Origin of the sequence: Flavobacterium adiutor (assembly GCF_048282555.1) — a bacterium.
Taxonomy (GTDB): Bacteria; Bacteroidota; Bacteroidia; order Flavobacteriales; family Flavobacteriaceae; genus Flavobacterium.
Window position 1 is genome coordinate 366,850 of record NZ_CP182487.1, and the last position, 23,626, is coordinate 390,475.

General features: G+C 33.6%; 15 protein-coding genes. 13 read left to right on the forward strand and 2 right to left on the reverse strand.

Going from position 1 to position 23,626, the window contains the following annotated elements; translation table 11 throughout:
- Position 1: 1 nt before the first annotated feature.
- Positions 2–745 (reverse strand): PdaC/SigV domain-containing protein, encoded by a 744-nt coding sequence (locus tag ACNC7R_RS01500; protein ID WP_417939229.1) that lies wholly within the window; start codon positions 743–745, stop codon positions 2–4.
- 105 nt (positions 746–850) lie between these two features.
- Between ACNC7R_RS01500 and ACNC7R_RS01505 the strand changes: the two genes are divergently transcribed.
- Positions 851–1,993: a cystathionine gamma-synthase gene (locus tag ACNC7R_RS01505; protein ID WP_417939230.1), complete on the forward strand. Its 1,143-nt coding sequence runs from the start codon at positions 851–853 to the stop codon at positions 1,991–1,993.
- 52 nt (positions 1,994–2,045) lie between these two features.
- Here the strand turns inward: ACNC7R_RS01505 and ACNC7R_RS01510 are convergent, their stop codons facing one another.
- On the reverse strand, positions 2,046–2,831 hold the full coding sequence (locus tag ACNC7R_RS01510) for a THC0290_0291 family protein (protein ID WP_417939231.1): 786 nt from the start codon (positions 2,829–2,831) through the stop codon (positions 2,046–2,048).
- 327 nt (positions 2,832–3,158) lie between these two features.
- Between ACNC7R_RS01510 and gdhA the strand changes: the two genes are divergently transcribed.
- From gdhA to ACNC7R_RS01570, 12 genes are all read left to right on the forward strand, one after another.
- A complete protein-coding gene (gene gdhA, locus ACNC7R_RS01515; protein WP_417939232.1) occupies positions 3,159–4,502 on the forward strand; it encodes an NADP-specific glutamate dehydrogenase in 1,344 nt (447 codons plus the stop codon).
- Positions 4,503–4,671: 169 nt separating this feature from the next.
- Positions 4,672–6,951 (forward strand): T9SS type A sorting domain-containing protein, encoded by a 2,280-nt coding sequence (locus ACNC7R_RS01520; RefSeq protein WP_417939233.1) that lies wholly within the window; start codon positions 4,672–4,674, stop codon positions 6,949–6,951.
- Between the two features lie 17 nt (positions 6,952–6,968).
- Entirely contained in the window at positions 6,969–8,027 is a 1,059-nt protein-coding gene (locus tag ACNC7R_RS01525) for an acyltransferase family protein (protein ID WP_417939234.1), read from the forward strand.
- A gap of 52 nt (positions 8,028–8,079) precedes the next feature.
- Complete coding sequence (gene recO / locus ACNC7R_RS01530; RefSeq protein WP_417939235.1) at positions 8,080–8,793, forward strand: DNA repair protein RecO; 714 nt, start codon at positions 8,080–8,082, stop codon at positions 8,791–8,793.
- 81 nt (positions 8,794–8,874) lie between these two features.
- Positions 8,875–10,767 (forward strand): PQQ-binding-like beta-propeller repeat protein, encoded by a 1,893-nt coding sequence (locus tag ACNC7R_RS01535; protein ID WP_417939236.1) that lies wholly within the window; start codon positions 8,875–8,877, stop codon positions 10,765–10,767.
- Positions 10,768–10,822: 55 nt separating this feature from the next.
- Positions 10,823–12,742, forward strand: coding sequence for a hypothetical protein (locus ACNC7R_RS01540; RefSeq protein ID WP_417939237.1), 1,920 nt, complete (start codon positions 10,823–10,825; stop codon positions 12,740–12,742).
- A 201-nt stretch (positions 12,743–12,943) separates the two neighbouring features.
- Entirely contained in the window at positions 12,944–16,345 is a 3,402-nt protein-coding gene (gene ileS / locus ACNC7R_RS01545; protein WP_417939238.1) for an isoleucine--tRNA ligase, read from the forward strand.
- A gap of 9 nt (positions 16,346–16,354) precedes the next feature.
- Positions 16,355–16,735 (forward strand): TraR/DksA family transcriptional regulator, encoded by a 381-nt coding sequence (locus ACNC7R_RS01550; RefSeq protein ID WP_417939239.1) that lies wholly within the window; start codon positions 16,355–16,357, stop codon positions 16,733–16,735.
- A gap of 88 nt (positions 16,736–16,823) precedes the next feature.
- On the forward strand, positions 16,824–17,420 hold the full coding sequence (locus tag ACNC7R_RS01555) for a lipoprotein signal peptidase (RefSeq protein WP_417939241.1): 597 nt from the start codon (positions 16,824–16,826) through the stop codon (positions 17,418–17,420).
- Between the two features lie 139 nt (positions 17,421–17,559).
- Positions 17,560–20,718 carry a UvrD-helicase domain-containing protein gene (locus ACNC7R_RS01560; RefSeq protein WP_417939242.1) on the forward strand — a complete coding sequence of 1,053 codons (3,159 nt, stop codon included), beginning with the start codon at positions 17,560–17,562 and terminating at the stop codon, positions 20,716–20,718.
- An 82-nt stretch (positions 20,719–20,800) separates the two neighbouring features.
- A complete protein-coding gene (gene kbl, locus ACNC7R_RS01565; protein WP_417939243.1) occupies positions 20,801–21,994 on the forward strand; it encodes a glycine C-acetyltransferase in 1,194 nt (397 codons plus the stop codon).
- 112 nt (positions 21,995–22,106) lie between these two features.
- Positions 22,107–23,570 (forward strand): OmpA family protein, encoded by a 1,464-nt coding sequence (locus ACNC7R_RS01570; RefSeq protein WP_417939244.1) that lies wholly within the window; start codon positions 22,107–22,109, stop codon positions 23,568–23,570.
- Positions 23,571–23,626 lie beyond the last annotated feature (56 nt).

Consider the following 23,626-nt stretch of genomic DNA (forward strand, 5'->3'; position numbering starts at 1 on the left):
ATTATTTAAATTTCAGATATTTACTTATGTGTTCATACGGAAACAAAATCTCTTTTGGGCCATCAGCATAGGAAGCTGCTTCATACGAATTGTAATATAGCAGCAGGCCCTCTTCGGTATAAAAGATATTTTGAGGCAATTGAAAAACGTCTTTTTCAAACATTAATCCTGTTGCATTTATATTGGCTTTAGCCGGGATTTTATATTTTTTCCGGAATTCTTTTTCGGCATAAGCCTTAAACTCTTTTTCGTTTTTAAATAAATCATTGCTAAAAATGGTTTTTCCGGTATTTGGATTAAATAACAGCGAACGAAAACCCTGATAACCGTGTGCACCTCCAGTAAAGGTGTAATGATCGATTTTTAGGTTTAATATCTGATTAGACTGATATTCTATATTTCCTTTTACTTTAGCTTCCCAGCCGAATGTTTCGGTTGGGAATTTTTTATGCATTTCTTCATAAGAAGCGATAAAAGAATCGACCAGGCTTTTATAATCTCTTACTTCTGAAGGTTTTTCTCCAAAATAAATAATGTCTTTTAAAATGCCTAATATCTTTTTATTTATACTGTCAGCTACAACAGGAATATTTTTTGCAATTGGCACTTCGATTGTAATTTTAGGACAATCTTTTTTACACGGTATTTTGGATTCTTTTTCAAATACCTCGCTTTCAAAAGTTAATGTTTTTGTGCAGCCTGTTAGTAATAGGAGCACCGCGGCAAGAAGAGAATAAAGTTTCATCTTAAAAAGTGTTAATTATACTTAAAGGTAAGAACTTGTATCTGGATTTGAATAAATTTAAAAGTAAATTTGTGAAAGTATTAAGTGTTTAAAATTTATAACTATATGAAATTCAATACAAAAGTGATCCATGGTGGTCAGCATCATGATCCGGCTACAGGAGCTGTTATGCCTCCGGTGTATCAAACCTCAACATATATTCAGACAAGTCCGGGTAAGCCATTGGCGGATTACGAATATAGTCGTGCATCGAATCCAACAAGAACTGCTTTAGAAAATGCATTGGCAAGTATTGAAAACGGTACCCGCGGACTGGCATTTTCATCAGGTTTGGCAGCTACGGACTGTATCCTGAGATCATTTAAAGCAGGTGATGAAGTCATTGCGATGGATGATTTGTATGGAGGCACTTATAGAATGTTTTCAAGAATTTATAAAGATTCAGGAATTAAGTTCCATTTTGTTGATATGACTGATATTGCAAAACTGAAGTCTTTGATAAATGAAAACACCAAATTAATTTGGGTAGAAACGCCCACGAACCCTTTAATGAAGCTGGCCGATATTGAGGAAATCGCTAAAATTACAAAAGGAAACAAAATCTGGCTGGCGGTAGACAATACTTTTGCAACGCCTTATTTACAAAAGCCGCTTGATTTAGGTGCTGATATTGTAATGCATTCGGCAACCAAGTATTTAGGGGGACATTCAGATGTTATTGCCGGAGCCTTAATTGTGAAAGATGAAGCTTTGGGTGAACAGTTGCATTTTCAGCAATTTGCAACTGGGGCAACATTAGGGCCAATGGATAGTTTTCTGGTTTTAAGAGGAATAAAAACGCTTTCGTTAAGAGTTCAGAGACATTGTGAAAACGGAGAAAAAGTGGTAGAATTTCTAAGCAACCATCCCAAAATTAAAACGGTTTATTATCCAGGATTAACAAATCATCCGTTTCATGAAATTGCTAAGAAACAAATGAAAGCTTTTGGCGGAATGGTATCTTTTTCATTCGTTTCGGGTAAAAAAGAGGATTCAATTGCTTTTTTAGAGAAACTTAAAGTATTTACTTTAGCTGAGTCTTTAGGAGGAGTAGAGTCATTAGCGAATCATCCGGCTTTAATGACCCATGCTTCTATTCCCGCAGATAAAAGAGCAGAGGTTGGAATTACAGACGATCTGGTGCGCCTAAGTGTAGGTATTGAAGATGCTGAAGATTTAATAGCAGATTTAGAACAAGCTTTATCATAAAAACAAAACCCCAACTCGAAAGAATTGGGGTTTTGTTTTTATATTGTTGTTTTTAGAATTCTAAGTAATGGGAATATCCAAAATTAAACCACACTTGTGAATCATTTGCTTTATTTTCCTTGTAGATATCCCTGTTAGGGTTTAATCCGTCGATCCAGTCAGAATTGAAGCCCTGATAGCGTACTTCAAAAAGCAAATCGTTCATTTCATCTAGTTTATATTGCACGCCAACTCCAAGAAGTACAGAAAGTGTAATGCCATTTTCAGTTGAAAAGCCGTATTTATGACCGTCAGAAGGTACTAAATATTTATCAAAGGTTGTAGCTGGTGTTCCTAATGGACCAAGAGAAGAAGTGGCTTTAGTGTCATAATAACTAGCCACAACACCAACACTTAAATAAGGGTAAAAACTGCCAACATACTTTTCGAACTCATGAATTGTCATAAAGGGCGAATAATTTATTTGTGTACCAATGTTAAGCATGCTGGTTTTTCCATCCATCGCTTTTAGTTTTTCTTTTCCCGCAGATGGCTTGCCTTCAATCCATTTTCCATAATGCTGAAAGTTGGTATGAGAAAAAGAAATTTCAGATCGAATTTTAAAATGTTCGTTAAAATATTCATTTCCATTAGCAGCAGATGAGAAGTTTATCCAGTGAACCGCACCAATTCCAAATCCAGTATTTCCAATATTGGTAGATTCATCGTGTCTCTGTCCATAATCAGACTGAAAAGCTACTGGACCAGCTATGAATCCAATTTCATAGGCTAATTGCGCATTTGATACCGTAGTAATACCAAATATTGTAAAAAAAGTTAAGGCTATTTGTTTGAACATGAGTTTTTGGGCTTTCAAATCATCCGCAAATATATAAAAAAAACATAACCGACTTTAAAATAATTAATTAGGCAATTAAAAAATTACTATAAAAACACTTAAAAAGTTAATCATAATATTCGGTTTAGACTTTAATATGATTTTTGTAAATGAGAATTTTAAATTTGTTTAAAAAATACGTAATTATTGTAAAATTGTTGTAAAAAATAATTTTCAAATCGATTTTCCTTTACCTTTGTTACGAGTAACGAAAACGTTTTCTTAATGGAGTTTTCTTATTTAATAAGCGCAAATAATTGACTTGAAAGCAAAATTTATTTCAAAATGATGAAACAAAAAATAAATGAGTTTATGGCTCTTGTAGAGTCAAAAAATCCAAATGAACCTGAATTTCTTCAGGCCGTCAGAGAGTTCGCAGAAACTGTAATTCCGTTTATAGCTGAACAAAAAAAATACGATGGAAAAAACTTACTTCTTAGAATAGCAGAACCCGAGCGATCTATAATTTTTAGAGTTCCCTGGGTAGATGATAAGGGGGAAATTATTGTAAACCGAGGTTTTCGAATTCAGATGAATTCAGCAATTGGTCCTTATAAAGGCGGAATCAGATTTCATCACACAGTAAATCTTTCAGTTCTGAAATTTTTGGCTTTTGAGCAGGTTTTTAAAAATAGTCTGACAACATTGCCAATGGGAGGAGGAAAAGGAGGTTCAGATTTTGATCCCGAAGGAAAATCTGATGGTGAAATTATGCGTTTTTGTCAATCATTCATGACAGAATTATGCAGGCATATTGGTCCGGATCTCGATGTACCTGCCGGTGATATTGGTGTTGGAGCAAGAGAAATAGGATACTTATTTGGTCAGTATAAAAGAATCAGAAATGAATTTACCGGTGTTTTAACTGGAAAAGGTCTGGCGTATGGAGGATCATTAATCAGACCCGAAGCTACTGGTTATGGTGTAGTGTATTTTACGGATCAAATGCTTCGTACTATTGGTCACGAAATAAAAGGAAAAATAGTGGCTATTTCAGGGTTTGGAAATGTCGCCTGGGGCGTTGCTTTAAAAGTAAATGAACTTGGAGGAAAAGTGGTTACGATTTCTGGTCCTGACGGTTATATTTATGATGAAGAGGGGATTTCCGGAGAAAAAATTGATTATATGCTTGAAATGCGGGCAACTGGAGATAACAAGGCAGAAAGATATTTAGAGAAATATCCCAATGCTGTTTTTCATAAAGGAAAAAGCCCTTGGGAAGTGAAAGTGGATATTGCGATTCCATGTGCTACTCAAAACGAATTGAATGGTGAAGATGCTCAGAAACTTATTGATAACGGTGTTTTGTGTGTAACTGAGGCTGCAAATATGCCTTCTACATTAGATGCAATTAAATTGTTCTTAGACAATAAAGTGCTTTTCGCTCCCGGAAAAGCGGCTAATGCAGGCGGAGTTGCTGCATCTGGATTAGAAATGACCCAAAATTCTATTCGCCTGAACTGGACAAGTGAAGAAGTAGATTTGAGACTAAAAGAAATAATGGTCGGAATTCATAACCAGTGCAAAAAATATGGCGCTGAAGAAGATGGATATGTAAACTACGTAAAAGGAGCTAATATTGCCGGCTTTGTTAAAGTTGCCGATGCGATGCTTGCTCAGGGAGTAGTATAGTTTTTTTTATTTACATTTGAAAAATGCCTTTATTCATCCTTATCAGGATAGAATTGAAGGCATTTTCAATTTTAAACCTTCAGATAGGTTTAAAACAGAATTTTAGAAAAGAACAAAAATCAAATACTTTCGTTTGTAGTATATTTGTGAATCTGAATCTTTCCCGCAAATGAAAAAAAAGTTTCTTTATATTCTGTTTCTTATAATTGTTCAAAATTGTTTTTCTCAGGGAGCATTATCCTGGCAAGGCTATTTTTCGTATAATAATCTTAAGGATCTTGCAATAAGCCCAATAGGAGTTATAGCTGCTTCTGAAAACGCCCTTTTTTCAAAGGATTTAGCGAAAAATGGTTTCACAACAACCACAACAATTGACGGTCTTTCAGGGCAGACTATATCTTCAATACATTACAGTGAGGCTTTAAAAAAGACCATTATAGGGTATGAAAATGGGCTAATAATGATTGTTAACGAAGACGGAAGCATACTAAAAGTAGTAGATATAATCAATAAACAGCTACCGTCAAATCTAAAAAGAATCAATCATTTTATGGAGCATAGCGGATTGGTTTATGTTTCCTGTGATTTCGGAATTGTACAGTTTAATTTGACAACTTCAAAATTTGGAGATACTTATTTTATTGGTGATGCAGGTGCTGAAATCAGCGTAAAGCAAACTACTCTTTTTAACGGTTTTATTTATGCAGCTACATCAGCCGGAATCAGAAGAGCAAGCAGTGCTAATACTAATTTAATAGATTATAAGCAATGGTTCGTTGTGAATTCAGGTGATTGGACAAGTGTTGAAACTTTAGATTCAGAACTTATTGCAATTAATGATGCTGGATATATTCATAGGTATAATTCCAATTCTTTTATTGGCTTTTTCCAGCTGCCTCAAACATCGACAGATATGAGGGCTATAAATCACCAGTTGTTTATAACTACACCAGGGGCAATTTATGTTTACAATAATCAAATGGTTCTCAGTCGCCAGATCTCGAATACTCAGGTTTTAGACGCAAGTTTAAATTTTAGTTGTGCAGCTGCAATTGAAGATACTATTTATATTGGAACAAGCGAAAATGGGTTGTTTAGTTCTTCACTTTCAGTTTCTACAGCTTTTGAAAATAATATTCCAGACGGTCCTCTAAGAAATAATATTTTTGCCCTCGATGTTAATCCAAATGTACTTTGGGCTGTATATGGAGATTATGACGGTAAAATGAATCCATACCCCCTCGATAGTTACGGTGTTAGTGCCTTAAGAGAAAAAGAATGGCTTAATATTCCCTATGAAAAAGTATTTGGGGCAAAATCAATAGTAAATATAATAGTTGATCCAAACGATGAAAAGAAGGTTTATGCGAGTTCTAGTTTTTCCGGATTACTAAAGATTGAAAACAATGAACCCTCTGTTTTATATAATGAGAAAAATAGTGGATTGGAAACATTAACTTTTGTAGGGCCTAATTACATTGATGTACGTATTAATGGAGCGGCTTTTGACAAATCAGGAAATCTCTGGCTCACAAATAGTTTGATTGATAACGGACTGAAAGTATTGCAAACAAATGGACAATGGCAGAGTATTTCTATGAAAACTATTTTAGTCAAACCTGAAGATGCCAGTTATACCGATTTAACCATTGATAAAAACGGAACTAAATGGGTTTCAATGAATACAGAAGGGGTTGTAGGTTTTAATGAAAAAGGAAATCTATTTAAAAAAATCAGTGAAGGTACTGATGCGGGGAATTTACCAATTAATAATACCAGGGCTCTGGCGGTAGATTCCAAAAATCAATTATGGATTGGGACAACAAAGGGATTGAGAGTTCTGTCGAATGTGAATAATTTTCAGTCTGAAAACCAATTGACCACAAAGTCTATAATTATTATGGAAGATGGTTTGGCACAAGAATTATTGTATGAACAATCTATAACCACAATAGCGGTAGACGGAGCTAATAATAAATGGATTGGAACAGCAGATTCAGGTGTTTTTATGGTATCAGAGAACGGTCAGGAAACAAAATATCATTTTACAATAAACAATTCACCTTTACCTGCTAATGCTATAAACGACATAAAAATTAATAATAAAACCGGGGAGGTTTTTATAGCAACAACAAAAGGAATGATCTCTTTTAAAGGATCAGCTACAGAAGCCAATGAAAATCTGAACAATGTTTATATCTATCCAAATCCGGTTCGTCCAGCATATTCTGGAACTGTAAAGATTGCAGGGTTAATTGATAAGGCTAATATTAAAATTACAGATATTGAAGGGAATATCGTTTACGAAACTATTTCGGAGGGAGGAACTATAGAATGGGATACAACAGCTTTTGGTCGTTATAAAGTAGCTTCAGGAGTTTATATGGTTTTTATTTCTTCAAAGGATGGTACTGAAACAAAAGTTAAGAAAGTTATGATTATAAGATGATTTGATTTTGATTCAATATGAAAAGATTACCAAATTTAACTTCATTAAGATTTATTTTGGCATCGTTGGTTGTGTTTTTCCATACGTTTCAATTTAGTAAAAATAGAGGTTTTACTTCTTATGATAATTTTTCCATTTTTGATAAAGGAGAAGAAGCTGTTTGTATGTTTTTTTCATTAAGTGGTTTTTTAATTATAAGACAATTATATATTGAGAAGTCAATTTATAATTCAATTAATTTACAGCATTTTTTTTTAAGAAGGATTTTAAGGATTTTTCCATTGTACTATTTAATATTAATCTTTGGATTACTATATTATAGGTTTATTTTACCATGGTTTGGATTTAATTTTCAAAATAACTATAATTTGTTACAGGATATTTTTTTATCAGCCACTTTGTTTTCAAATATTTTTGCTTCATATAAGCCAGGAGGGATCTTAGAAATATTATGGTCAATAGCAATAGAAGAACAGTTTTATCTGCTAATAGCGCCATTAATTTTTGTATTGCCATTAAAAAATATAGTAAGGTTTTTGTTGTTTTTTACATTTTTATATTTCTGGCTCTATTTTTCAGATTTTGTTGATTTTTTAAAAAGCTATAAAATGTTATTTTTTTATTTTTCTTTTAGTGGAATGTGTTCAATCATATTACTAAATGGAATGATAAGGATTCAAAAAATTAGATATTTTGTTTTTATAACTCTTGTGGTATATTTTGCAACATCTATCTTTAAAGATAATTTGAGTAATTGGGCTTATCATTTTTTCAGTATGATATTATTCGGATTGACGATTTGCCAACTAATCGAAAAACCAATCCTGATGTTGGAAAGTAAAGCATTGAATCATTTGGGTAAAATATCATATGGTATATATATGTATCATGCTATAATGATGCAAATTGTAGGATTAGCTTTTTTAAAGTTTAATTTTTACTTAAAAGTTTCAAACTTGTGTTCAATAATTATTTTTAATCTTTTAGTTTTTACTTTTACAATTTTAACAGCAAATTTGTCATATAGATATTTCGAAAGTTATTTTTTAAATTTGAAGAATAGACTAAGAAAATAATAATTTTTGACATGGCTAATCTGAATTTAAAGGCTATTTGAATATTTAATATATGCAGGTTAAAACCAAAGCAATCGTAATCTCATCATTAAAATTTCAAGAAAAAAGCCTGATTGTAAAATGCTTTACACTTTCAAACGGACTGAAATCTTATTTTGTGCGTGACGCTTTTTCAAGTCGGAAAGCAAGCCAGAAAATTGCTTATTTTCAACCTCTGTCTATTCTTGAAATTGAGGCCGTTCATAAAAACAAGGGCAGTCTGGAAAATTTTAAAGAAATCAAAATAGCTGTTCCTTTTCAAACTATTCATACAGATCTTGTAAAAAGTACGATGGTAATGTTTATTTCTGAAATTTTGCATTATTCCATACAGGAAGAAGAAAAAAATGAACCCTTATTCGTGTTTTTAGAAACGGCGCTCACATGGCTCGACCATCACGATGAAATTTCTAATTTTCATTTAATTTTACTTTTAGAAACTACCAAATACTTGGGTTTTTATCCTGATATTTCAGAGTACGATTTGCCCTATTTTGAACTAAATAATGGTGTTTTTACTCTTTTTAAAGGATTGAATTCCCTGACAGAATATGAAACAGGTCTGTTTAAAAAACTACTTAGTTTAAAATTTGAGAACCATCAGAAAATCTTTCACGTTATTGAAAGGCAAATATTGCTTAAGATTCTGATTGATTACTACAGTCTTCATTTAGATGGTTTCAAGAAACCCAAATCGGTCGAGGTTTTGAAAGAAATATTTTCTTAAATAAAGTTTAATTTGTATATATTCGCAGATAATTATTTTAATCATAATTGCCGCATATCTATTCATTAATTAAAATCTACTATGAAGAAAATTACTTTTTCAATTATTTTACTTCTGGCGGTTTCGATTTCTGCTGTTTCCCAAAGGAAATATGATGAAATTGTTACTACAGAGAACGCTGTTCAGGATTTAGTGCAGAACCAAATTACAGGTGTAGTTGTGTTTAAAGAAGGGGGAACTATAAAAGGTTTAGATCCGGAAACAAAAAAGATTGTCTGGACGCTTACTAAAGACGATTTTGGAACAACATCAGCAGGGGATATTTTGACTGATCCAGATTTTGGGAAAATTTTTAAGGAAAAAAGTGATTTAACCAGCGTTCCGGGAAGTCCATACGTTGAAGCTTATATCAATAGCAAATATATCATCATTAATACCGATTCGGGTAAAGTTGTTTATAATTCATCAAAAGAATCTTTTTGGGTAACGCAATCAGATTTTATTCCTGAAACTGATGAGTATCTGCTTACTTTGAAAAAAGACGGTGATATGGCAATCGCTTTGCTGGACATGAAAACAGGAGAATTGAAATGGAATACCACTGTTGATAAAGCAAAGTCATTATTTAGTTTTTCTTTCAAAGAATCTGCAAACACAAATATTGCAACCGTACACGGATCTGTTATTTATTATTTGCTATATGGCAAATTATATTCATTTGACAGAGCTACAGGAAAATTAAACTGGAAAGGTGAAGAAGATTATTCTAAATTCTTTTTAACTCAAAATGATAAAAATATTGTTGTAGTTAATAATGCCGGAACTTTTTCTACAAAACAGTATTTAAATGTATTAAATACTGATACAGGAAAAAGTATCTGGAAAGAATCTATTAAAACAAAAAGAGTTGTTTATCTGGAAGACTGGGGAACAAAAATCTTAGTAGCACACTACAGCGGTTTTAATTTTTACGACTTAAGTTCAGGTGAGAAAATCTGGAAAAAAGATGCTCGTGGAGACGGATTGAAAAGAGTTATCCCTATCGAACAGGATTTCTTATATGTAGCAGAAAATGAAATGATGCTAATCAATAAAGATGGAGAAAAGCTTTGGAAAAAATTCATTGAAATCTCTGATGATAAAGAAGATCCAATCTACTATTTAGGGAAAGTGGGTGAAAAAGTAATGTATCTTACAGGTACTTACGGAAACATGGTTGATTACAAATCAGGAATTAAACTTTGGAAACGTAATATTAAGTTTGAAAAAGATCGTCCGGTTTTACCAACTTATGACGAAGCTACAAATTCCTACTTAGTTTATAATGATGAAAAATTATACAAGTTTGATCCAAGCATTAGCGATAAGCCAGAGCCATTCGCAGAAGTAAATATTAAAAAAGAAAAAGAATTGAATAGCATTGAGCAGTTTCCTTGGGGAGTGGTACTTTCAGGGCCGGTTGAGGTAATGGGAGTTAATATGGATGGAACAATAAAATACCATCATGTTTACAATCAGCCTGGAGAGGGAACAAGACGTCTTATTAAAAGTGCTGCGATTGTAGGAAGTATTGGTATGGGTATAGGTTCAGTAGTAAGTGATATAAAAGGAGCTGAATTAACAATGACATACCGTGATTCTTCAGGTAATATGAGATCTACCGTTATAAAAAACGAAGATAAGACGAATCAGGATCAGGCAAAAGCTTATGCGGCAGGGGCAGCAGCTCTTGGTTTAGTAGCGGCTAAGTTTAATTCCCGTTTCAATGCGATGAAACAAAACAGAGACTTCTCTTATATTTTTGCAAAAGCTGATACAGGAGAAAAAGTTTTGGTAAAAGTTAGTAAAGCGGACGGAGTTGAAGTAGATAAAATTATTTTTAACAACAATAAACCGGTTTATGAAATTGACCCGGCAACTCAGAATATCTTTTATGTTTCTGATAAGTCTATTCAGATTTTTAACAAAAAATAGTAACATAAAAACTTTAAGGCCATCAGAAGATAATTCTGATGGCTTTTTTTTGCCTATGAAAAAAATACTACTCTTAATCACCTTGCTTGTAATTGCTGTAATTCAGGCACAAGAAAAAATAAGCTCGAAAAAAAAGAAGTTTTATATACCTGTAATTGAATATTCAGAGTTTCCTGTTCTCGATAATGCATTAACTCAAACCACTTTTTATCAGGTTGATAAGAGGTTAATACAAGAAGAGCCTATCTTAAAGAAAAATTATTTTAATATTGAAGGATTTATAAAAGATCCTGCAAATGGAAAGCTACGAATTTATTTAACTATTGAATTGCCACAATATCAGGCAACAAAAATCGATAGTACATTTGATAAAAAGAAGAATACGTGGGAGTTTTTTGCATTTTCTAATTATAGTGTAAAGATAAAAGTAGAAGCAAAATGTGCTGATAAACTTCTATTGTCGGAGGATTTTAATACTGTAGAATCCTATACAATTGGTGTTAGTTCTCAAAAAGATAAATTGAGGGATGCAGTAATTACAAATAATAAAAAAATTGCCGAAGCAGAGAAAAGTGGTCTTTATACTGTTGAAGAGTTAGGTTTAGATACTGTGATTTACAGGTCTGTTGATGCAATACAAAATTATCTTAATTATAAATTACGATATACTAAAGGAGAGTCTAAAATAAAGTTTGAATTTGTAACTTCAAAAGGACATTCTGAATACAATCAAATGCTGGCATTTGAAAATGAAATTACGGCTCAGATGGAAAAAGTAACCCTTGAAAAAGGTTTAGACGAAAGGCCTTTATTACCGCATTTGCAATATCTGGAAAGTTTATTGCTAAAATACCCGCCTTCACCTGCAAACGAAAACATCCGGTTTATAGTAACCAACAATTTAGCCGAAACTTATTTTTTGCTTGAAAATAAAGAAAAAGCATTACTGTATGCTAATTTGCTTATTGAAAATGACAAACAGGATTCCAGAGGATCTTCGATAGTTAAAAAAGTAAATAAAGGCTATTTTGCCGATAAAAAAATAAGAAGCCATACCACTCGTTTTGCAGATCTTAAAAAATTAGGCCTTAAAATAGCCGAAGAAAAAGAAGAAAAACGATTAGCTTTTTTTGAAAAAATAGAGCAGCAGGAAGCAGAATGGGAAACTGAAAAAGCCAACCGTGAAGCAAAACTGGAAAAAACCAAAATCCAAAGGAATAATATGCTTGATTCTATTCCGTATCAGCTTAATGCTAAATTGTTAGCAAAAGTAATTGCCAGTCTAGGAGGAAGTGATGCTTTGAAAAAAATTGAAAAAGTGCACCTTTTTTCTAAACTTACTATTGAAGGAAATAAAGTGTCTCAGACAGAAGAAAAATGGGCAACTAATTCTAATTATCTTCTTAGAAAAAAAATGCCTGAAAGCTATTATGAAATAATGAACGGGGCAGAAGCCTGGAGTCATGATGACCGTGAAAGCGGCGTAAATGCAAAATGGACAAAACTTACCTCGTATGATCATAATAATTTATCTAAAAATGCCGATTTAGTAAACTTTCTTACCGATCTAAGACTCGATTTATGGAATAATTTTGAAGTTTTAGAAGATGAAATGTATGAAGGAAGGTTATGTTATCATTTAAATTATTTTGAAAAAACACTGAGTACAGGAAACAGAACAATTCCAAAAACAGATTATCATGTTTTTATTGATAAAGAATATTTCAATATAGTTTCTACAGAAAAAACAGAATTCGATAACGGAAATAAGAGCTTTTTTGAAAGAAAACTTTTTGGAGATTATCGTCCGGTTGCAACTCTGAATTCAGGAAAAATTCCGTACAATATACGTTACGAGATTGAAGATTTTAATGGTGAAACGATATATCAGGAGCAAAGGGAAAAAGTAGAAATAAATCCTGTTTTTGGAAATAGAATTTTTATGAAAGAAGTATATTTCGGGGGATTTAAATAGCCGTTAATTTATTTAAAAAATAATAACATAGAATTGACTCTTTTTGGTTTATTGACTCCTATTTTTGAGATTAGTACCAGAAAGTAGCCAATTCTTTTGTTTTGATCTGGTCTCTCTCTGTAAAAGTGTGAAATTTCAAGAAATTGATGGACAATAATTCAAAATTCCTTACTTTCGCACCTCGTTTAAGAAAAGGATAAAATGAGTACAAAATTTACTGAATACAAAGGACTTGACTTACCAGCGGTAGCGTCTGAAGTTCTTGATTTTTGGAAGAAAGAAAATATATTTGAAAAGAGTGTAACTACACGCGAAGGTGCTGAACCTTTCGTATTTTTTGAAGGTCCGCCTTCAGCAAACGGATTACCGGGAATTCACCACGTGATGGCACGTGCGATTAAAGATATTTTTTGCAGATATAAAACTCAAAAAGGTTTTCAGGTTAAAAGAAAAGCCGGCTGGGATACGCACGGTTTACCTGTAGAATTGGGTACTGAAAAAGAATTAGGAATTACAAAAGAAGATATTGGCAAAACAATTTCTATCGAAGAATATAACGAAGCGTGTAAAAAAACCGTTATGCGTTATACCGATGTGTGGAATGATCTGACCGAAAAAATGGGGTATTGGGTTGATATGGAAGATCCGTATGTGACCTATAAACCAAAATATATGGAGTCGGTTTGGTGGCTTTTAAAACAAATCTACGATAAAGGTTTATTGTACAAAGGATACACGATTCAGCCTTACTCTCCAAAAGCAGGAACAGGATTATCTTCTCACGAAGTAAATCAGCCGGGAGCATACAGAGATGTTACAGATACTACAATTGTAGCACAGTTTAAAACTTTGCCGGAAACGCTTCCGAGCTTTTTACAAGGTTTTGGAGATGTTCACATTTTAGCTTGGACGACAACGCCCTGGACGCTTCCGTCAAACACTGCTTTGACTGTTGGTCCAAAAATCGATTATGTTTTAGTGAAAACATTCAATCAATATACTTTTGAGCCAATCAATGTGATTTTGGCTAAAAACTTAGTTGGAAAACAATTCGGAAAAGGATTTTTCTTAAGCGAAGATGACGCTGATTTTGACAATGTGAAGAACGGCGACAAAAAACTGCCATACAAAATCTTAGCCGAAGCAAAAGGAATCGACTTAGTAGAAATCCGTTACGAGCAATTATTGCCTTACGTATTGCCATATCAAAATGCTGAAAATGCCTTTAGAGTAATTTCTGGAGATTTCGTTACAACAGAAGACGGAACAGGAGTAGTGCATACAGCGCCTACTTTTGGTGCAGATGATGCTAAAGTAGCAAAAGAAGCAAAACCAGAAGTGCCGCCAATGTTGGTTTTGGATGAAGAAGGAAATGCAGTTCCGTTAGTAGATTTGCAAGGAAAATTCACTTCTCATTTAGGAGATTTAGCTGGGAAATACGTTAAAAACGAATATTATGATGCGGGGAAAGCTCCGGAGAAATCTGTAGATGTTGAAATCGCTATTCGATTAAAAGAAGAAAATAAAGCCTTTAAGGTTGAAAAATACGTGCACAGTTATCCACACAGCTGGAGAACCGATGAGCCGTTGTTATATTATCCGCTAGATTCATGGTTCATTAAAGTAACCGATGTAAAAGATAGAATGTTCGACCTGAACGAAACTATCAATTGGAAACCTAAATCTACTGGTGAAGGACGTTTTGGGAACTGGCTGAAAAATGCCAACGACTGGAACTTATCTCGTTCTAGATATTGGGGAATTCCGTTGCCAATTTGGAGAACTGAAGATAAAAAAGAAGAAGTTCTTATTGGTTCTGTTGAAGAATTATACAATGCGATCGAAAAATCTATCGAAGCTGGTTTTCAAAAAGAAAATCCGTTTAAAGGTTTTGAAATCGGAAATATGTCTGAATCAAATTATGATTTAATTGATTTGCACAAAAATGTTGTGGATGAAATTACTTTAGTGTCTGCTTCCGGGAAACCAATGAAGCGCGAAAGTGATCTAATCGACGTTTGGTTTGATTCTGGAGCAATGCCTTATGCACAATGGCATTATCCTTTTGAAAACAAAGACAAAATTGATGAAAATAAAGATTTTCCGGCTAATTTTATTGCAGAAGGAGTAGATCAGACTCGTGGATGGTTTTATACCTTGCACGCGATCGGAACTTTGGTATTTGATAAAATTGCTTATAAAAACGTAGTTTCAAATGGTTTGGTGTTAGATAAAAACGGACAAAAAATGTCGAAACGTTTAGGAAACGCAACAGATCCTTTTGAAACCATTGCAGAATATGGTCCGGATGCAACCCGTTGGTACATGATTTCAAATGCTAATCCTTGGGATAACCTGAAATTTGATATCGAAGGAATTGCTGAGGTTCGTCGTAAGTTCTTTGGAACGCTTTACAACACCTATTCTTTCTTCTCGTTGTATGCTAACATCGACGGATTTAAATATGCTGAAGCTGAAATTCCGTTAAGCGAACGACCTGAAATCGATCAGTGGATTATGTCTGAATTGCATACATTGATAAAATTTGTTGATGAATGTTACGAAGATTACGAACCAACAAAAGCAACAAGAGCAATTTCTGATTTCGTTCAGGAAAACTTAAGTAACTGGTACGTTCGTTTATGTCGTCGTCGTTTCTGGAAAGGCGAATATGCAAAAGATAAAATTGCAGCTTACCAAACGCTTTATACCTGCTTGCTAACAATTAGTAAATTAAGCGCTCCAGTAGCTCCTTTTTTCATGGATAAATTGTACAGAGATTTGACAGCTTCTACTGGAACCGAGGATTTTGCTAGTGTTCACTTGGCAGAATTCCCAAAATTTGTCGAAAACTTTGTTAATAAAACGTTGGAAAGCAAAATGCAGAAGGCGCAAACCATCTCTTCACTGGTTTTATCATTACGTAAAAAAGAGATGATCAAAGTGCGTCAACCTCTGCAAAAGGTAATGATTCCGGTACTTGACGAGAATCAGCGTGCTGAAATCGAAGCGATTTCTGACCTTGTAAAAGCCGAAGTAAACGTGAAAGAAATCGAACTTTTAGACGATGCGTCAGGTATTTTGGTAAAACAAATTAAGCCTAATTTTAAGGCTCTTGGGCCACGTTTTGGAAAGGATATGGGTTTGATTTCTAAGGAGATACAGGGTTTTTCTGCGGACCAGATCAATCAGCTTGACAAGCAGGGAACGTTAGATATTGTTATTGCAGGAAATAGTGTAACTTTATCATTAGAAGACGTCGAAATAACATCGCAGGATATTGAAGGATGGCTGGTTGCTAATTCAAACGGAATAACAGTTGCGCTTGATGTTACAATATCTGAAGAGTTGAAAAATGAAGGGATCGCAAGAGAATTAGTTAATAGAATACAAAATATTCGTAAAGATTCAGGATTTGAGGTTACGGATAAGATCAAAGTACAAATAAAAAGAGACGGTATTTTAGAAAATGCAGTTTCAAAAAATGAAGATTACATTAAATCAGAAACATTAACAGACGAACTTGTTTTTGCTGACGCTTTAGAAAACGGCACAGAAATTGAGTTTGATGACATTAGAACAATGATATTAATTTCAAAATAGGTATTAAAAATGATAGATGAAATTACAAGATACTCAGACGCTGACTTAGCGGAGTTCAAAGAAATAATCCAGGCAAAAATTAAAAAGGCACAAGAAGATCTTGACTTGATCAAAAGTGCTTATATGAACGATTTGAATAACGGAACTGATGATACTTCTCCAACATTTAAAGCTTTTGAAGAAGGAAGTGAGACCATGTCAAAAGAAGCAAACTCTCAGTTAGCTATCAGACAAGAGAAATTCATTCGTGATTTAAAAAATGCCTTATTCCGTGTAGAAAACAAAACTTACGGGATCTGTAAAGTAACAGGTAAATTAATTAGCAAAGAAAGACTTAAAATCGTTCCTCATGCAACAATGAGTATCGAAGCTAAAAACATGCAAAGATAATCACCTTAAAATGCCAAAGAATTAACGCTCCTTAAGGAGCGTTTTTTTTGATTTAATTGTTATTTTTGCCAACATTAAAATTCACATGATGTCATTAAGAAAAGCATATCTCCTCATATTTATAGTATTATTAATTGACCAGATTTCCAAAATCTATGTAAAAACTAATTTTATATTAGGTGATGAATACCCTGTTTTTAGCTGGTTTAAAATTCATTTTATAGAAAATGAAGGGATGGCATGGGGAACTAAAATCCCAGGTGAATATGGTAAATTAATTTTGACAGTTTTTAGGATTTTTGCCGTTTTTGGGATTGGATATTGGTTGTACGATGCTGTAAAAAAGAATGCTTCTTCTTATTTAGTCATTGCTATTGCACTTATTTTTGCCGGAGCTGCTGGAAATATTCTGGATTCTGTTTTTTACGGTGTTATTTTTGACAGCAGTTATAATAATTTAGCCACTCCTTTTTCTCCTGAGCCTTATGGTACCTGGTTTCATGGTTTGGTTGTAGACATGTTTTATTTTCCTATATGGAAAGGGGATTTACCTGCATGTATTCCTTTTTTTGGAGGAAAGCGATTTGAATTTTTTAATGCTATTTTTAATGTAGCAGATGTAGCGATTTCTACAGGTGTTGGTATTTTGCTTGTTTTTAATAAAAGAGCTTTTCCAAAACATTGATCTTGTTTTAAAAAGTAAAAAAATAAAATCTAAATTTCAATAGCTGCTTGTGATTATGTATCAGCTATTGAAATTTGGATTTTGCATTTATTGGTTTTAATATTTAATGTACTATTTTTACAAGACTAAAACCAACTTTATGCAAAGCCCGTCTTTCTCGATTTATGATGCTTCTGCAGGTTCCGGAAAAACCTATACTTTGGTTAAGGAATATCTTAAAATAATTCTTTCCTCACCTAAAAATGATGCTTACCGTAATATCCTTGCCATTACTTTTACGAATAAGGCAGTTCATGAAATGAAAGGCCGGATTGTTGGAAGCTTATCTGAATTTGCTAAAGACGAACCTTCGGCGAAAGCTATAGATCTGATGGAAGATCTATCAAGGGAAACGGGACTTTCAGTAATTAAAATCAAAACAAAATCTCAAAATATTATTAAGCATCTCATTCATAATTATGCTGCTTTTGATATTTCTACCATTGATAAATTTACGCATAAGGTAATTCGTGCTTTTGCTCACGATTTAAATTTGCCCATGACTTTTGAGGTGACTCTGGATACCGAAAATTTGTTAATTGAAGCTGTTGACGCCATTATTGCACAGGCAGGTCAGGACGAAACCCTGACTAAATTACTGATCGATTTTACAATGGAAAAGACCGATGACGATAAAAGCTGGGATGTTTCGCGTGAAATCCTTGAAACAGGTCGTTTGGTTTTGAATGAAAATAATCGTAATGAAATTATTCATTTTAACGATAAAACAATTGAAGAATTTGTTGAAATTAAAAAGAAAATGGTGGCTTTGTGCCAGGAATTAGAATCAGAAAATGAACAATTTGCGATTGAAGCACTTTCTTTAATTAATAAAAACGGAATTAACTTAAAATCTTTTTCAAGAGGTACTTTTCCAAATCATTTAGAAAGTATTCGTGACGGAAAATTTAATCCACGAAATAAAACCTTTCATCAATTTGAAGATATTGCCATCAACAAGACGGCCAGTGACAGGGCTTTGATTGAAAATAGTATTCCGCAACTGCTTTTGATATTAGACAAAGTCTATAAAAACTTTGAAAAAAGAGATTTCTACAAGGCTTTTCTAAAAAATATTACGCCACTTTCTTTGTTAAATACAGTCAGTAATGAGCTGGCTAAAATTCAATCTGAACAAAATGTTTTGTCGATTTCAGAGTTCAACGCAATTATACATCGGGAAATCCAGAACCAGCCTGCGCCATTTATTTATGAGCGTTTAGGAGAGCGATACCGCCACTTTTTTATAGATGAATTTCAGGATACTTCTGAAATGCAATGGCAAAACTTGATTCCGCTTATTGATAATGCGCTTTCCGGACAGGATGATTTTGGTAACAAAGGAACCCTGATGATTGTTGGGGATCCAAAGCAATCTATTTATCGCTGGAGGGGAGGAAAGGCAGAACAATTTATTGAGCTAAGTAAAGATTTAAATCCGTTTAATAATCCGGATAAAGCTATAAAACATTTAGATACCAATTATAGAAGTTACAGCGAAGTAATTGATTTTAATAACGCTTTTTTTAAGTTGATTTCGACTGAATTTTCAAATGAAGATTATAAAAATTTATATGAAAATCATAGTTTTCAGAAGGCAAACTCTAAAAAAGGAGGCTATGTAAATATTTCTTTTCTCCCTATAATTGAAAAAAATGATTTTGCAGATGAAGAAGAAGCGATTGAAAAGTCAGATTTATATGTTCTGGCAACATTAAATACAATTCAGAAAGTTCTTCGCGAAGGTTTTGAATATAAAGATATAGTGATTTTGACCCGTAAGAGAGATCAGGGAATCGCTATTGCAAATTATTTGACTGAACAGAATATTCCGCTTTTGTCATCAGAAACATTGATGATTCAAAATGCTACTGAAGTAAGGCTGATTATTCATTTGCTAAAGTATCTTAATAATAATATTGATTTGGAGGCAAAAGCAAATTTTCTGCATTTCTTAGGGAATGGAAAAGAAATTGCGATGCCTATTCATGATTTTATTGCAGAGGGAATGAATCATAAAGCTGAAAATGATTTTGAAGAATGGCTTTTAACCTTTGATGTTTCGCTTTCTTTTGAAAATATAAGAAAAAAGTCACTTTATGAAGCGGTAGAAATTATCATATCAAAATTTATTCTTCCTTCAGAGGGAAATGCTTATGTGCAATACTTTCTTGATATTGTTCTGGAGCGTGATATTCGAAATCAGGCAGGAATAGCTGATTTTTTATCTTATTGGGATAAGAATGGAGAAAAATTTAGTATTCCGTCTCCGGAAGGAAATAATGCAGTTCGTATTATGACAATCCATAAATCTAAAGGTTTAGAATTTCCTGTTGTAATTATGCCTTTTGCAGAGGAAGATTATAACAGGAAACCCAAAGATAAACTCTGGCTGGATACAGAAGAAGCTGGTTTAGGCGTTTCCAAAGCTCTAATTGATAACAGTAGTGCGGTAGAAGGTTTTGGAGAAAAAGCTTCAGCTGTTTTTAATATAAAAAAGCAAGAGGAGTTATTGGATAACATTAATGTTTTGTATGTGGCATTAACAAGAGCAGAAGAGCAGTTATATGTTATTTCTCAAACACTAAAAGAAAGAAAGGAAGGAGATTTTCCTAGTAATATGGCTTCATTTTTTATTAAATTTTTAATCGATAAAGGAATTTATCATCCGGAAAAGCTGGAATATGAATTTGGTGATTCAAAAAAGCTTTCCGCCTCTGATAAAAAAATGACCGTTTTGAAAACAATTCCAGTGGTTTCTGAAGTCTTAAATCCGAAAAACATCAAAATTGCTCAGCGTGAAGCCTTAATGTGGGGGACACACCAGCAAGAGGCGATTTCATACGGGAATATTGTGCATGAGATTTTGGCTTTCGTGAAAGATAAGTCTGATGTTGAATTAGCGCTTACAAAGGCAACTGAAAATGGATTGATAACACAAGATCAAAAAGAGATTGTTGCTAAAACATTATTTGAAATTGTAACTCATCCAGAGATAAGTATTTGTTTTAATGGGCAAAATACTGTCTTAAACGAGCATACAATTGTGCAAAGGGAGGGGAAAATCTTAAAACCGGACAGAATTGTGTTGACAAGTGATAGGGGGGCTTATTTGCTGGATTATAAAACAGGAGCTAAAAATCCTAAATATATACATCAAATTCAGGAATATCAAAATGCAGTTGAGGATTTAGGATACAAAGTGTTAAAAAGGGCTTTGGTGTATATAGGTCCAGATATTGATGTGGTAAATTTGTAATGAAATTAATCAGATGTTAAATCATTTACGTAGCTTTAATTGGCTTAATGTATTGATTTTTAACATATTATAAAATATTGAAATGTACGGAAAAATTAAAGAGTATTTACAAAGTGAACTCCAGTTGATTGAAGAAAACGGGATTTTTAAAAAAGAACGTATTATAACCTCTGCTCAGGGTGCAGAAATTACTATTTCTACAGGGGAAAAAGTTTTGAATTTTTGTGCTAATAATTATTTAGGACTTTCATCGCATCCTGAAGTTATTGAGGCTGCAAAAAATGCAATGGATACACACGGTTTTGGGATGTCATCTGTTCGTTTTATCTGCGGTACGCAGGATATTCATAAAACTTTAGAGAAGAAGATTGCAGATTTTTACGGTACAGAAGATACGATTCTTTATGCAGCAGCTTTTGATGCTAACGGAGGAGTTTTTGAACCTTTATTGGGAGAAAATGATGCTATAATCTCAGATAGTCTGAACCATGCCTCTATTATAGATGGAGTTCGTTTATGTAAAGCCGCCCGTTATCGTTATGAAAATAGTGATATGGCAGATTTAGAACAGCAATTAATCAAGGCTAATGAATCTGGAGCACGTTTTAAATTAATTGTTACTGATGGTGTTTTTTCTATGGACGGACTTGTGGCACCACTGGATAAAATTTGTGACCTTGCAGATAAATACGATGCAATGGTAATGGTAGATGAATGTCATGCTGCCGGATTCATTGGAGCGACAGGAAAAGGAACCCTTGAGGCAAAAGGAGTAATGGGCAGGGTTGATATTATAACCGGAACACTTGGTAAAGCCCTGGGGGGTGCAATGGGAGGATATACAACTGCCAAAAAAGAAATAATTGAATTGCTGCGCCAGCGTTCACGTCCTTATTTGTTTTCAAATTCTTTAGCTCCAGCAATAGTGGGTGCTTCTATTAAAGTTTTTGAACTTTTGGAAAAAGATTCATCTTTGAGAGATAAATTAGCATGGAATACCAATTATTTTAAAGAAGGAATGAAAAAAGCTGGTTTCGATATTATAGAAGGTGATTCAGCAATTGTTCCTGTGATGTTATATGATGCAAAATTATCCCAAACTATGGCTAATGAGCTTCTAAAAAGAGGGATATATGTAATCGGCTTCTTCTTTCCTGTTGTTCCTAAGGAAAAAGCACGAATTAGGGTGCAATTATCAGCAGCTCATACTAAAGAACATTTAGACAAAGCGATAGAAGCATTTGTATTTGTAGGACAAATGTTAAAAGTTATATAATTACCATTTTGCGTAATTTTTGTAGGTTTTTTTTAACATAACATTTTGTATTTAAAAATTTACGTGTTACTTTTGTTTATAATTAACTAAATTGTAATTAAAAAAAATAAGTATGAAACATCTTAACAAACTTTTTGTTGCTGTATTAATGGCGATGGGTTTAAATGCTCACGCACAAGACAGTAACAATCCATGGGCTATCTCTTTTGGGGTTAATGCCGTTGATACCAGAACAAGTTCTGGGTCAGGAAGTGGTTTCTTTGAGCAACACTTTTCTCAGCCATTCGCAGTAAAAGACAATTGGAATATTCTACCTTCTTTATCATACATTGGTGTGTCTAGATATGTAGGTAGCGGTTTTTCTGTTGGTTTGCAAGGTTCTGTAAACAAAATTGAAAAATATGTTATTTTTGATCCATTAAATGCAACTGCAGATTCAAGAGGGAATTATGTTGACAATCCAGGGGATTTAATGTATTATGGCATTGATGCTACTATCAAATATAGCTTTCAGGAATTGATTAAATCTAAAGTAATTGATCCTTCGTTATCTGTTGGTGGAGGTTATACTTTCTTTGGTGATAGTAGTTTTGGGACTTTTAATCCGGGTCTTGGTTTAACTTTCTGGTTTACAGATGCTATTGGTCTTGAACTTGCTTCAAGATATAAATGGTCATTTGGTGATAGAGAAGAAGCTAATGGAGTTACTCCAGATGCTCCGTCTCACTTCCAGCACACAGCAGGTTTAGTTTTTAAATTCGGAGGTAAAGATACTGACGGTGATGGAATTTACGATAAAGATGATGCTTGTCCGGATGTTGCTGGTTTAAAACAGTTCAACGGATGTCCTGATACTGACGGAGACGGAATTGTTGACGCTTCTGATGCTTGTCCAGATGTATTTGGTTTAGCTGCATTAAACGGATGTCCTGATACAGACGGTGACGGAGTTGCTGATAAAGATGATGCTTGTCCAGATGTTGCTGGTTTAGCTGCTTTAAAAGGTTGTCCTGATACAGACGGTGACGGAATCGCTGATAAAGACGATAAATGTCCTAAAGAAGTGGGTCCAAGAGAAAATGGTGGTTGTCCTTTCTTAGATGCTGATAAAGATGGCGTTTTAGATAAAGATGACGACTGTCCTACTGTGGCTGGTCCGGCAAGTAACAGAGGTTGTCCTGAAATTACTACTGAAGCATTAGAAGAACTTAAAGTTCAGGCAAGAGCGGTTTACTTTAACTCAGGTAAAGCTACATTCAAAACAGGAGATAAAGAAACTTTAGCTAGATTAGATGCTATTAAAGAAATCCTTAAAAACTATCCTAATGCGAAATTCAGTATTGAAGGTCATACAGATAGTGATGGTTCTGACAAAGTGAATCAAAAACTTTCTGAAGACAGAGCTGCTGCTGTTATGAATGCATTGATAGAAAGAGGAATCAGCGTTGATAACTTAGTTTCTAAAGGTTTTGGTGAGTCTCAGCCAGTTGCAAGTAATAAAACTCCTGCAGGTAAAGCTCAAAACAGAAGAACTGAAATCAAACACATAGGTTCTAAATATGAAGGTAAACTATAGTTTACTTTTCTAAATAATTTGTAAAAAGCCATTCTTAATTGAATGGCTTTTTTTAT